This window comes from Pseudomonas alloputida, from assembly GCF_021283545.2.
Taxonomy (GTDB): Bacteria; Pseudomonadota; Gammaproteobacteria; order Pseudomonadales; family Pseudomonadaceae; genus Aquipseudomonas; species Aquipseudomonas alloputida.
The window spans coordinates 5,258,781-5,271,008 of sequence record NZ_CP128540.1 but is presented as its reverse complement, the minus strand read 5'-3'; the positions used below and the strand labels follow the sequence as shown (position 1 = coordinate 5,271,008).

Annotated in this window: 9 protein-coding genes; 4 read left to right on the top strand and 5 right to left on the bottom strand. The window is 62.6% G+C overall.

Annotated features, from left to right (window positions below; all coding sequences use genetic code 11):
• Nucleotides 1-180 precede the first annotated feature (180 nt).
• From LU682_RS24485 to pcaC, 4 genes are read left to right on the top strand one after another with little or no spacing between them, the layout of a single operon-like run.
• A complete protein-coding gene (locus LU682_RS24485) occupies nucleotides 181-1,470 on the top strand; it encodes an MFS family transporter (protein WP_010952486.1) in 1,290 nt (429 codons plus the stop codon).
• A gap of 9 nt (nucleotides 1,471-1,479) precedes the next feature.
• Nucleotides 1,480-2,832 carry a 3-carboxy-cis,cis-muconate cycloisomerase gene (locus tag LU682_RS24480; RefSeq protein ID WP_010952487.1) on the top strand — a complete coding sequence of 451 codons (1,353 nt, stop codon included), beginning with the start codon at nucleotides 1,480-1,482 and terminating at the stop codon, nucleotides 2,830-2,832.
• 11 nt (nucleotides 2,833-2,843) lie between these two features.
• Nucleotides 2,844-3,635, top strand: coding sequence for a 3-oxoadipate enol-lactonase (gene pcaD, locus LU682_RS24475; RefSeq protein ID WP_010952488.1), 792 nt, complete (start codon nucleotides 2,844-2,846; stop codon nucleotides 3,633-3,635).
• A gap of 10 nt (nucleotides 3,636-3,645) precedes the next feature.
• Nucleotides 3,646-4,038 carry a 4-carboxymuconolactone decarboxylase gene (pcaC, locus tag LU682_RS24470; protein WP_010952489.1) on the top strand — a complete coding sequence of 131 codons (393 nt, stop codon included), beginning with the start codon at nucleotides 3,646-3,648 and terminating at the stop codon, nucleotides 4,036-4,038.
• A gap of 52 nt (nucleotides 4,039-4,090) precedes the next feature.
• Here pcaC and LU682_RS24465 read toward each other — a convergent pair whose 3' ends face one another.
• The 5 genes from LU682_RS24465 to ttgA all read right to left on the bottom strand — a co-directional run bounded on the left by LU682_RS24465 (nucleotide 4,091) and on the right by ttgA (nucleotide 12,155).
• Nucleotides 4,091-4,615 carry an Mpo1 family 2-hydroxy fatty acid dioxygenase gene (locus tag LU682_RS24465; protein WP_010952490.1) on the bottom strand — a complete coding sequence of 175 codons (525 nt, stop codon included), beginning with the start codon at nucleotides 4,613-4,615 and terminating at the stop codon, nucleotides 4,091-4,093.
• A 209-nt stretch (nucleotides 4,616-4,824) separates the two neighbouring features.
• Nucleotides 4,825-6,081, bottom strand: a complete 1,257-nt coding sequence (locus LU682_RS24460) for an OprD family porin (RefSeq protein ID WP_010952491.1) — start codon at nucleotides 6,079-6,081, stop codon at nucleotides 4,825-4,827.
• Between the two features lie 312 nt (nucleotides 6,082-6,393).
• Entirely contained in the window at nucleotides 6,394-7,848 is a 1,455-nt protein-coding gene (locus LU682_RS24455) for an AdeC/AdeK/OprM family multidrug efflux complex outer membrane factor (RefSeq protein ID WP_010952492.1), read from the bottom strand.
• Nucleotides 7,845-10,997 carry a multidrug efflux RND transporter permease subunit TtgB gene (gene ttgB / locus LU682_RS24450; RefSeq protein ID WP_232885694.1) on the bottom strand — a complete coding sequence of 1,051 codons (3,153 nt, stop codon included), beginning with the start codon at nucleotides 10,995-10,997 and terminating at the stop codon, nucleotides 7,845-7,847. Before ttgB ends, LU682_RS24455 begins: the two co-directional genes overlap by 4 nt.
• A gap of 3 nt (nucleotides 10,998-11,000) precedes the next feature.
• Nucleotides 11,001-12,155 (bottom strand): toluene efflux RND transporter periplasmic adaptor subunit TtgA, encoded by a 1,155-nt coding sequence (gene ttgA / locus LU682_RS24445; RefSeq protein WP_010952494.1) that lies wholly within the window; start codon nucleotides 12,153-12,155, stop codon nucleotides 11,001-11,003.
• Nucleotides 12,156-12,228 lie beyond the last annotated feature (73 nt).

The window sequence follows — 12,228 nt, the reverse complement described above, 5'->3', positions numbered from 1 at the left end:
CGGCCTCTTCGCGGGGAAGCCCGCTCCAACAGGGATCCACGCAATCACCTGTGGGAGCGGGCTTCCCCGCGAAGAGGCCTCTCCTGTGAGACATAAGGCCCATTGCCAGCCCGATAGCGGAACGAGTGTGTTACTAGGTATGTCTAGAACTACCTAGGACCCTCCAGGAGTAAACCCGTCATGACCTCAACCTATTACACCGGCGAAGAACGCAGCAAGCGCATCTTCGCTATTGTCGGTGCCTCATCAGGCAACCTGGTGGAATGGTTCGACTTCTACGTCTACGCCTTCTGCGCGATCTACTTCGCCCCGGCCTTCTTCCCCTCCGACGACCCCACCGTGCAGCTGTTGAACACGGCGGGTGTATTCGCCGCGGGCTTTTTGATGCGCCCCATTGGTGGCTGGATCTTCGGCCGCCTCGCCGACCGCCATGGTCGCAAGAATTCCCTGATGATCTCGGTGCTGATGATGTGCTTCGGCTCCCTGATGATCGCCTGCCTGCCCACCTATGCCAGCATCGGCACCTGGGCCCCGGCGCTGCTATTGCTGGCCCGCCTGATCCAGGGGCTGTCGGTAGGGGGCGAATACGGCACCACGGCCACCTACATGAGTGAAGTAGCGCTGCGTGGGCAGCGCGGCTTCTTTGCTTCGTTCCAGTACGTCACCCTGATCGGCGGCCAGTTGCTGGCAGTCCTGGTCGTGGTGATCCTGCAACAGCTGCTGACTGAAGATGAACTGCGGGCCTGGGGCTGGCGCATTCCCTTCGTGGTGGGCGCCATCGCCGCCCTGATCTCGCTGATGCTGCGCCGTTCGCTGCACGAGACCAGTAGCGCCGAAGCCCGCAATGACAAGGATGCAGGTTCGATCGGAGGTTTGTTCCGCAATCACGCAGCGGCGTTCATCACGGTACTGGGCTACACCGCGGGTGGCTCGCTGATTTTCTATACTTTCACCACCTATATGCAGAAGTACCTGGTCAACACCGCGGGCATGACCGCCAAGAACGCCAGCTACGTGATGACCGGGGCGTTGTTCCTGTTCATGGTGGTGCAGCCGTTCTTCGGCATGCTGTCCGACCGTATCGGCCGGCGCAATTCGATGCTGCTGTTCGGCGGCCTCGGTACCCTGTGCACCGTGCCGCTGCTGATGGCGCTGAAAACCGTGACCAGCCCGATCATGGCCTTCGTGCTGATCAGCCTGGCCCTGTGTATCGTGAGTTTCTACACCTCGATCAGCGGTCTGGTGAAGGCCGAGATGTTCCCGCCGCAGGTGCGTGCACTGGGTGTTGGCCTGGCCTACGCGGTGGCCAACGCAGCATTCGGCGGTTCGGCCGAGTATGTGGCCCTGGGCCTGAAAACCCTGGGGATGGAAAACACTTTCTATTGGTACGTGACGGCGATGATGGCGATTGCCTTCCTGTTCAGCCTGCGCCTGCCGAAGCAGGCGGCGTACCTGCACCATGATGATTAAGGACGCTGCATGAGCAACCAACTGTTCGACGCCTATTTCACCGCGCCGGCCATGCGCGAGATTTTCTCCGACCGAGGCCGCCTGCAGGGCATGCTGGATTTCGAAGCCGCGCTTGCCCGAGCCGAAGCCTCTGCCGGTTTGGTCCCGCACAGCGCGGTAGCGGCCATCGAGGCGGCATGCCAGGCCGAGCGCTATGACGTTGGCGCGCTGGCCAATGCCATCGCCACCGCGGGCAACTCGGCCATTCCGCTGGTGAAAGCGTTGGGCAAGGTGATCGCCACCGGCGTGCCAGAGGCTGAGCGCTATGTGCACCTTGGGGCCACCAGCCAGGATGCGATGGATACCGGTCTGGTTCTGCAGCTGCGCGATGCCCTCGATTTGATCGAGGCCGACCTCGGCAAGCTGGCCGATACCCTGTCGCAGCAGGCCTTGAAGCACGCCGATACGCCCTTGGTGGGTCGTACCTGGTTGCAACACGCCACCCCGGTGACCCTGGGCATGAAACTGGCCGGTGTACTGGGTGCTTTGACCCGCCACCGTCAGCGCCTGCAGGAACTGCGCCCGCGCCTTCTGGTCCTGCAGTTCGGCGGTGCCTCGGGCAGCCTGGCGGCGCTGGGCAGCAAGGCGATGCCGGTGGCCGAAGCGCTGGCCGAACAGCTCAAGCTGACCCTGCCCGAGCAGCCCTGGCACACCCAGCGCGACCGCCTGGTGGAGTTTGCCTCGGTATTGGGCCTGGTTGCCGGCAGCCTGGGCAAGTTCGGCCGTGATATCAGCTTGCTGATGCAAACCGAGGCGGGGGAGGTGTTTGAGCCTTCTGCGCCGGGCAAGGGTGGTTCTTCGACCATGCCACACAAGCGCAACCCGGTGGGTGCCGCCGTGTTGATCGGTGCCGCGACCCGCGTGCCGGGCCTGCTGTCGACGCTGTTCGCAGCCATGCCTCAGGAGCACGAACGCAGCCTGGGCCTATGGCATGCCGAGTGGGAAACCCTGCCGGATATCTGCTGCCTGGTCTCTGGCGCCCTGCGCCAGGCTCAAGTGATTGCCGAGGGCATGGAGGTGGATGCCGCGCGCATGCGCCGTAACCTCGACCTGACCCAAGGCCTGGTGCTGGCCGAAGCGGTGAGCATCGTCCTCGCCCAGCGTCTGGGTCGCGACCGTGCCCACCACCTGCTGGAACAATGCTGCCAACGCGCGGTGGCCGAACAGCGGCACCTGCGTGCCGTGCTGGGTGACGAGCCGCAGGTCAGCGCCGAGCTGTCTGGCGAAGAACTCGATCGCCTGCTCGACCCTGCCCATTACCTGGGCCAGGCCCGCGTCTGGGTGGCGCGCGCCGTGTCCGAACATCAACGTTTCACTGCCTGAAGGAGACCGCTGTGGCGCACTTGCAACTGGCCGATGGCGTTTTGAATTACCAGATCGATGGCCCGGATGACGCCCCGGTGCTGGTCCTGTCCAACTCGCTGGGTACCGACCTGGGCATGTGGGACACCCAGATTCCGCTCTGGAGTCAGCACTTCCGGGTGCTGCGCTATGACACCCGTGGTCACGGCGCATCGCTGGTCACTGAAGGCCCTTACAGCATCGAACAGCTGGGCCGCGACGTGCTGGCCCTGCTCGATGGCCTGGACATTCAAAAGGCTCACTTCGTCGGCCTGTCGATGGGCGGCCTGATCGGCCAGTGGCTGGGTATCCATGCAGGTGAGCGCCTGCACAGCCTGACCCTGTGCAACACGGCCGCCAAGATCGCCAATGACGAGGTGTGGAACACCCGTATCGACACGGTACTCAAAGGCGGCCAGCAGGCCATGGTCGACCTGCGCGATGCCTCCATCGCCCGCTGGTTCACCCCGGGCTTTGCCCAGGCGCAGGCGGAGCAGGCCCAGCGTATCTGCCAGATGCTGGCGCAAACCAGCCCGCAAGGCTACGCAGGCAACTGTGCAGCGGTACGTGACGCTGATTATCGTGAGCAACTGGGCCGCATCCAGGTGCCTGCGCTGATCGTTGCCGGTACCCAAGACGTGGTTACCACCCCTGAGCATGGCCGCTTCATGCAGGCCGGTATCCAAGGTGCCGAGTACGTCGACTTCCCGGCGGCGCACCTGTCCAATGTCGAGATTGGCGAGGCCTTCAGCCGCCGCGTGCTCGATTTCCTGCTGGCTCACTGAGGACAACGCCATGGACGAGAAACAACGTTACGACGCTGGCATGCAAGTGCGCCGCGCAGTGCTGGGTGATGCCCACGTGGACCGCAGCCTGGAGAAGCTCAACGACTTCAATGGCGAGTTCCAGGAAATGATCACCCGCCACGCCTGGGGTGACATCTGGACCCGCCCGGGGCTGCCGCGCCATACCCGCAGCCTGATCACCATCGCCATGCTGATTGGCATGAACCGCAACGACGAGCTGAAGCTGCACCTGCGTGCGGCGGCCAACAATGGCGTGACCCGCGACGAGATCAAGGAAGTGCTGATGCAGAGCGCGATCTACTGCGGCATTCCGGCGGCCAATGCCACGTTCCACCTGGCTGAGTCGGTGTGGGATGAACTTGGCGTAGAGTCTCGCCAGTAAACCGTGATCACGGGCAGGCCCCTGCAACAGGGCGCTTGCCCGCGAATGGCCTTTACACCGATGCCTTTTTTTGCCGCATGGCAATCGGGCCGGCGTTGGCTTCCACGGCGCGCTTCAGGGTCGGGCACAGGCCCAGCATGAACGCAGCTTCCGCCACCACGAACAGTGGCCCGATGATCAGGCCGCTCACGTCGTCGACAAATGCCGGTTTGCGGCCTTCGTAGTAATGGCCGATGAACTGGATGATCCAGCCCACCACGAACGCCCCCAGCCCGGCGCCGAGCCATAGCGTTGTCGACTGCACTGCCAGCGCCTCACCGACCCACAGGCACAGGCCCAGCAACAGCCCCATCACCAGCCCGAAGCGCAGGTCCAGGCGCAAGTAGAACCACACAGATGCCGCCGCTGCCAGCAGGGCAGGGGACAGCCACATGCCAGCTATCTCCCAGCCTGGGCGTGAAAGCAGGATGGTGACTGCCAGCACGATCATGGGGATGCCGACGAAGTGGGTGGCGATGTTGCGTGGATCGCGGTGGTAGTTGGCGTATTGGCTCAGGTGGTCGACGAGGGTTTTCATTGTTGTGCCTCCCTGTTCTGCTTTGTTTCACCTGTACCTGATAGTGATCAGGATAGCCTGCAGTCACCACCATCATCAGCTCAGCGAATGGCGGCAGCTCGCACTGGGCAATTCATGGCAGGGTTTTCATCACGCTGTTGCCAATGATGCCTTCAAAAGGGAGGGCGTCTGGCCTATTCGCGGGTTTATCCGCGAAGAGGCCAATTGAGTCACAGAAGATTCAGCGGATAACTCACAATCAAGCGGTTCTCATCGAACGCGTTGGTGCTGAAGTCGCGACGCATGGTCGAGTTGCGCCATTTCAGCGACAGGTCCTTGAAGCTGCCCGACTGCACCACATAGGCCAGCTCTGTTTCCCGCGCCCATTCCTTGCCATCGTCCACGCTGCCCACGGTGACGTTGTCACCCTTGATATAGCGGTTCATCAGGGTCAGCCCGGGTACGCCGACGGTGGCGAAGTTGAAGTCATGGCGAACCTGCCAGGAACGCTCCTTGGCATTGTCGAAGCTTGAATTGTAGCTGTCGTTGGCCAGGGTACCGCCACTGGTGCCATTGACCCGCATCCAGGCATCGTCGCCGCTGACCTTCTGCAGGCCAACGTAAAAGGTGTGGCCTTGGTAGCGCGCCGAAAGCAAGGCGGAGGCGGTGCGGTTGTCCAGCTTGCCGGCCCGTTCGGCGCCATCTTCCTTGCCGATGAAGTAGCCCAGGTTGGCGCCCAGCGTCCAGTCGCCCAGCGGCTGGCTGTGCGTCAGGTTGAGGTATTGCTGGCGGTAGATGTCCTTGAGCTGGGCATCCCACAGGCCGATCATGGTGCGCTTGTCGTTGAAGGTGTACTCACCGCCGCCGAAGTTGAAACGGTCGGAGGTGAAGGCGGCTTTACCGTTGAGCGACATGTCTTCCATGCTGGCATCGTTGCGCGGGCTGTTGCCGCGGAACTGGCCGGCGTACAGGGTCAGGCCGGCGATTTCCCTGGAGGTCAGCTGGCCACCGCGGAATGTTTGCGGCAGTGAGCGGCCATCGTCCGAACGCAGGATTGGCAGTACCGGCATCCATTCACCGACTTTCAGCTCGGTTTCGGACAGCTTGGCCTTCAGCGCCACACCCAGCCGGCCAAAGTCATCGGCCGGGCGGCCGTCGCCATGCACGGGCAGCAGGTGAGTGTTGGTGGTGCCTTTGCCGCCGTCGAGCTTGACCGAGTACAGGCCCAGTACGTCCACGCCGAAACCGACCGTGCCCTGGGTGAAACCGGAACGGGCATCGAGGATGAAGCTTTGTGTCCATTCCTCGGCCTTGCCCTGTGGGTGGGCCGGGTCGACGAAGTTGCGGTTGATGTAGAAGTTGCGCAGGTTGAGGGTGGCCTTGGCGTCCTCGATGAAACCACCTTCGTTGGCGGCGAATGCGGGGAGGGCGCAGGACATGGCCAACAGGCCAGGCAGCAGCTGACGTGCGGGTAGCGAAATGCTCATCTGTCGTGGATCTCTTGTTTTTATGGTCGAGCCGGTGCACTGCGGGATCGGGCCTGCAGGTGCGGGTGTTTTTGATGAACTTGAGTAACGTTGCGTGGGGGGATGGTGCGGGGTAGTGCGGGGGTGAGGCAATTCGCCGCAAACGGAACGGGGCGATAATCGAACGGAATGTTCCGGTTGGTTAATAACTCTTCTGGGGCGGCCTCTTCGCGGGTAAACCCGCTCCTACGACGGCTTGCGCCCAGCCGGCACAGGCAGTAAAAACAAAGCCCACCGATAAGGGTGGGCTTTCTGCTTTTGCAACAAGGCCGATCAGCCTTTCGGTGTTTCCACCGATGCCTGCTGGTTGGCCTGCCCGGTCTGCTCGTACCAGCCACCGCCAAGCGCCTTGTACAGGTTGACCTCGCTGGTCAGCTGCGACAGGCGGTCTCCGATCAGCGCTTGCTGGGCACTGAACAGGTTGCGTTGGGCATCGAGGAAGGTCAGGTTGCTGTCAATCCCGATGCGGTAACGGCGTTCGGCCAAGCGGTAGTAGTCCTGGTTCGCCTGCACCAGGTCGCGCTGGGCCTGCAACTGCTCTTCGAAGGTCTTGCGTGCCGCCAGGCCATCGGAGACTTCCTGGAAGGCCGTCTGGATGGTTTTTTCGTACTTGGCGACGTTGATGTCCTTCTGGATTTTCGAGTAGTCCAGGCTGGCTTTGAGGCTGCCGGCGTTGAAGATCGGCAGGTTGATCTGCGGCTGGAACAGCCAGGTGCCCTGGCCGCCCGAGAACAGGTGGCCCATGTCGGGGCTCAGGCTGCCGGCGTTCGCGGTCAGGCTGATGCTCGGGAAGAACGCTGCGCGGGCTGCACCAATGTTGGCGTTGGCAGCCTTGAGCAGGTGCTCGGCTTCCTGAATGTCCGGGCGACGCTGAAGAATATCCGATGGCAGGCCGGCCGGTACTTCGGCCAGTTGGTCGGCATCAAGCTCCAGCGGCTTGGCCAGGTCGGCAGGAATGCCGGTGCCCAGCAGCACGGTCAGGCTGTTGACGTCCTGGGCGACCAGGCGCTGGTACTGCGAGTACTTGACCCTGGCGCCTTCCACGGCGGTACGCGCCTGGCTGACGTCCAGGGCCGAGGCCACGCCGACTTCGTTGCTGCGACGGGTGAGGTTGTAGCTTTCCTCGTAGGTCTTCAGCGTTTCTTCGGTCAGCTTGAACAGGGCCTGGTCGGCCTGCCAGGTGTAGTAGGCGTTGGCCACGCTGGCTACCAGGGCGATTTGCGTGGAACGACGCGCCTGCTCGCTGGAGAGGTAGGTTTCCAGGGCCTGCTCGGTCAGGCTGCGCACGCGGCCGAACAGGTCCAGCTCGTAGGCGCTGACGCCCAAGGTGGCCGAGTACTGGCTGGTGATGCCAGATTCGCCCGTTTGCGACATGTTCGCCGGGACACGCTGGCGGCTGCCGCTGCCGGTGGCCGAAACCGCCGGGAACAGGTCGGCGCGCTGAATGCGGTATTGCGCACGGTAGGCGTCGAGGTTCAACGCCGCGACGCGCAGGTCGCGGTTATTGACCAGCGAGGTCTGGATCAGCTGTTGCAGCGCCGGGTCGTGGAAGAACTGGCGCCAGCCCTGTTCAGCAGCGGCAACATCCGCCGATTGCGTCGGCGAGTAAGCAGGGCCTTGCGGCCACTGCGCAGCCACCGGCGCCTCCGGGGTCTGGTAGTCAGGGATCAGCGAGCAGCCGCCAAGAATGAAAGCGGTTACCGCCAGGGACAACAAAGACTTGGTCATTGCCCAGCCTCATAACGTGGATTTTCAGGGGTGACGTCTTTTTCCGGCTCTTTGCTGCCGAACAGCGACGACACTGCGACGAAGAACAGTGGTACCCAGAAGATAGCCAGCACGGTCGCACTGATCATGCCGCCGATCACGCCAGTACCGATGGCGTGCTGGCTGCCGGCGCCGGCGCCGCTGGCGATGGTCAACGGTACCACGCCCAGGATGAACGCCAGCGAGGTCATGATGATCGGGCGCAGACGCATGCGGCACGCCTCGATCGCTGCGTCGTACAGGCTGCGGCCTTGTTCGTGCAGCTCCTTGGCGAATTCCACGATCAGAATGGCGTTTTTCGCCGCAAGACCGATGGTGGTCAACAGGCCAACCAGGAAGTACACGTCGTTGGACAGGCCGCGCAGGCTGGTGGCGATCAGCGCACCGATGATACCCAGCGGTACTACCAGCACCACAGCGATCGGGATCGACCAGCTTTCGTACAGGGCCGCCAGGCACAGGAACACGAACAGCACCGAGAGGGCGAACAGCGCCGGCATCTGCGAGCCGGAGAGTTTTTCCTCGTAGGACATGCCGGTCCAGGAGAAGCCGATACCGCTTGGCAGCTCGCCTGCAATGCGCTCGACCTCGGCCATGGCTTCACCGGTACTGTAGCCAGGCGCCGGTGCACCGAGGATTTCCATCGCTTCGACACCGTTGTAACGCGACAGCTTCGGCGAACCGTAGGTCCATTCGCCTTTGGCGAAGGAGGAGAACGGCACCATCTCCCCTGCGCCGTTGCGCACGTACCATTTTTGCAGGTCTTCCGGGCTCATCCGCGCGCTGGGTTCGCCCTGGATGTACACCTTCTTGACCCGGCCACGGTCGATGAAGTCGTTGACGTAGCTGGCACCCAAGGCAATCGACAGGGTGTTGTTGATGTCGGCAATGGTCACGCCCAGGGCGCTGGCACGTTCGTCATCAATGGTCAGCTGGTACTGCGGTTCATCGTTCAGGCCGTTCGGGCGCACGGCGCTGAGGATCTTGCTCTGCGCAGCTTTGGCCAGGAACTGGTTGCGCGCCTCCATCAACTTCTCGTGGCCGACACCGCCGCGGTCCTGAAGGAACACGTCGAAGCCGGTGGCGTTACCCAGTTCAAGCACCGCTGGCGGGGCGAAGGCGAACACCATCGCATCACGGAAGGTAAAGAAGTGCTGCTGGGCACGCTGGGCCAGGGCGAACACGCTGTTTTCCTTCGAGCGTTCATCCCAGGGTTTGAGCATGATGAAGGCCATGCCCGAGCTCTGGCCGCGGCCTGCGAAGTTGAAACCGTTGACCGTGAACACCGACGATACGGTATCGGCTTCGTCCTTGAGCAGGTATTCACGCATCTGGTCGACCACGACCTGCGTGCGTTCGGCACTGGAGCCGGCCGGGGTCTGCACCTGAGCGAACAGTACGCCCTGGTCTTCTTCTGGCAGGAACGCGGTAGGGATGCGGGCGAACAGCCAGATCATGCCGACCACGATCAGCGCATAGGCCAGCAGGAATGGCACCTTGTTGCGCAAGATGGCGCCTACACTGCGCTCGTAGCCGTTGACGCTGCGGTCGAAGTTGCGGTTGAACCAGCCGAAGAAGCCACCTTTGGCGGTGTGGTGCTCGCCCTTCTTCAGCGGTTTGAGCATGGTTGCGCAGAGCGCCGGGGTGAAGATCAGCGCAACCAGCACCGACAGGCCCATGGCCGAGACGATGGTGATGGAGAACTGCCGGTAGATCACACCCGTGGAGCCGCCAAAGAACGCCATGGGCAGCAGTACGGCCGAGAGCACCAGGGCGATACCCACCAGGGCGCCCTGGATCTGTTCCATCGAGCGTTTGGTCGCATCCTTGGGCGGCAAGCCTTCCTCGGACATGACCCGCTCGACGTTCTCCACCACGACGATGGCGTCGTCCACCAGCAAGCCGATGGCCAGAACCATGGCGAACATGGTCAGGGTGTTGATGCTGAAGCCCGCGGCGGCAAGGATGCCGAAGGTACCCAGCAATACCACCGGTACGGTCATGGTGGTGATGATGGTGGCGCGGAAGTTCTGCAGGAACAGGTACATCACCAGGAACACCAGCACCACGGCTTCGATCAGGGTGTGGATCACGCCGCTGATCGATTCGGTGACCACTGGGGTGGTGTCATACGGGAATACCGCCTTGACTCCCGGCGGGAAGAACGGTTCCAGGCCTTTGATGGTCTCGCGCAGTGCCTTGGCGGTGTCCAGCGCGTTGGCGCCGGTTGCCAGTTTTACCGCCAGGCCGGAAGCCGGCTTGCCGTTGAACTGGGCGCTGACGGCGTAGTTTTCACCCCCCAGGCCTACTTGGGCGACATCGCCCAGGCGCACCTGTGAACCGTCTTTGTTGACCTTGAGCAGGATACTCTCGAACTGCTCGGCGGTTTGCAGGCGGGTCTTGCCGATGATGGTGGCGTTCAGCTGGGTGCCCGGCAGGGCTGGCAGGCCGCCGAGCTGGCCGGAAGACACCTGCACGTTCTGTGCGGCCACAGCGGTCTTGACGTCGACCGGGGTCAGCTGGAACTTATTCAGCTTGGCCGGATCGAGCCAGATACGCATGGCGTACTGCGCACCGAACACCTGGAAGTCACCTACACCCGCGGTACGCGAGATCGGGTCCTGCATGTTCGAGACGATATAGTTGGCCAGGTCGTCCTTGGTCATGCTGCCGTCTTCGGAGACCAGGCCGATCACCAGCAGGAAGTTCTTCACTGCTTTGGTGACGCGGATACCTTGCTGCTGCACTTCCTGCGGCAGCAGCGGGGTGGCCAGGTTCAGCTTGTTCTGTACCTGTACCTGCGCGGTGTCGGGGTTGGTGCCCTGTTCGAAGGTGGCGGTAATGGTCATGCTGCCGTCGGAGTTACTTTCCGACGACACATAACGCAGGTTGTCGATACCGTTGAGCTGCTGCTCGATCACCTGCACCACGGTGTCCTGCACGGTTTGCGCCGACGCGCCCGGGTAGGTCACGGCGATGGCGATGGCTGGCGGCGCGATACTGGGGTACTGGTTGATCGGCAGCTTCAGGATGGACAAGGCCCCGACCAGCATGATCACCAAGGCGATCACCCAGGCGAAGATCGGGCGATCGATAAAGAACTTCGACATGGTTTACTCCGCTTTGGCGTCTGCTTTCGCCGCGTTGGCCTGATCAGGACCGGCCGGCTTCTTGACGTTGGTGGCATCGCTGACCTTCACCTCGACGCCTGGGCGCACGTACTGCAGCCCTTCGGTGATCAGGCGGTCACCCGGGTTGAGGCCTTCCTCGATCAGCCAGTCGCTACCCAAGGTGCGGCTGGCCTTGAGCTGGCGCAGTTCGACCTTGTTCTCCTGGTTGACCACCAGGGCGGTGGGTGCGCCCTTGAGGTCGCGGGTCACGCCTTGTTGCGGTGCCAGGATGGCGTTGGCGTTGACCCCGGCCTTGAGCCGCGCATGCACGAACATGCCTGGCAGCAGGGTGTGATCGGGGTTGGGGAACAGGGCGCGCAGGGTCACCGAGCCGGTGGTCTCGTCCACCGCGACTTCGGAGAATTCCAGGCGACCTTCCTGCTTGAACAGGCTGCCGTCTTCCAGTACCAGCTGAACCGAGGCGGCGTTGTCGCCGGCCTTCTGCAACTGGCCGCTTTCCAGGTCACGGCGCAGCTTGAGCAGCTCGGCGGTGGACTGGGTAACGTCGACATAAATAGGATCGAGCTGCTGGATGGTGGCCATGGCGTCGGTCTGGCCATTGCTCACCAGTGCACCCTCGGTGAACGAAGAGCGACCGATACGGCCGCTGATTGGCGCCAGAACCTTGGTGTAGCGCAGGTCGATCTGTGCGCTCTTGAGCGAAGCCTCAGCCTGCAATCGTTTGGCATTGGCGTCGTCGTATTCCTGTTTGGAGACGGCCTGTTCGTCAATCAGTTGCTTGTAACGTTCGGCCAGTGAGCGTGTAGCCAGCAGGTTGGCCTTGGCATTGGCCAGGGTGGCTTCGTACACGGCAGGGTCGATCTGATACAACTGCTGGCCTTCCTTGACCTCACTGCCTTCCTTGAACAGGCGCTTGAGGATGATGCCGTTGACCTGCGGGCGCACTTCGGCGACGCGGTAGGCACTGGTTCGCCCCGGCAATTCCGAGGTGAGGGTGAAGGCTTGCGGCTGGATGGTCACGACGCCGACCTGAGGAGCCTGCGCCGCTGGCGCTGCTTCTTCTTTCTTACAGCCACTGAGCAGGGTTGCCAGGGCGACGGCGGAAACCAGAGCGGTAACGGCTGGCTTGAATTGCATGAGGATCCTCGGGTCGCTGGAGCAGGGAGACGCTCAAGAGTAATGGAAGAGATCTTGATCTGGAAAAAATGCT

Bases quoted from the DNA above. Each gene is read 5' to 3' on its own strand.
- LU682_RS24485 (WP_010952486.1), top strand. From the start codon at position 181: ATGACCTCAACCTATTACACCGGCGAAGAACGCAGCAAGCGCATCTTC.
- LU682_RS24480 (WP_010952487.1), top strand. From the start codon at position 1,480: ATGAGCAACCAACTGTTCGACGCCTATTTCACCGCGCCGGCCATGCGC.
- pcaC (WP_010952489.1), top strand. From the start codon at position 3,646: ATGGACGAGAAACAACGTTACGACGCTGGCATGCAAGTGCGCCGCGCA.
- LU682_RS24465 (WP_010952490.1), bottom strand. From the start codon at position 4,615: ATGAAAACCCTCGTCGACCACCTGAGCCAATACGCCAACTACCACCGC.
- LU682_RS24460 (WP_010952491.1), bottom strand. From the start codon at position 6,081: ATGAGCATTTCGCTACCCGCACGTCAGCTGCTGCCTGGCCTGTTGGCC.
- LU682_RS24455 (WP_010952492.1), bottom strand. From the start codon at position 7,848: ATGACCAAGTCTTTGTTGTCCCTGGCGGTAACCGCTTTCATTCTTGGC.
- ttgB (WP_232885694.1), bottom strand. From the start codon at position 10,997: ATGTCGAAGTTCTTTATCGATCGCCCGATCTTCGCCTGGGTGATCGCC.
- ttgA (WP_010952494.1), bottom strand. From the start codon at position 12,155: ATGCAATTCAAGCCAGCCGTTACCGCTCTGGTTTCCGCCGTCGCCCTG.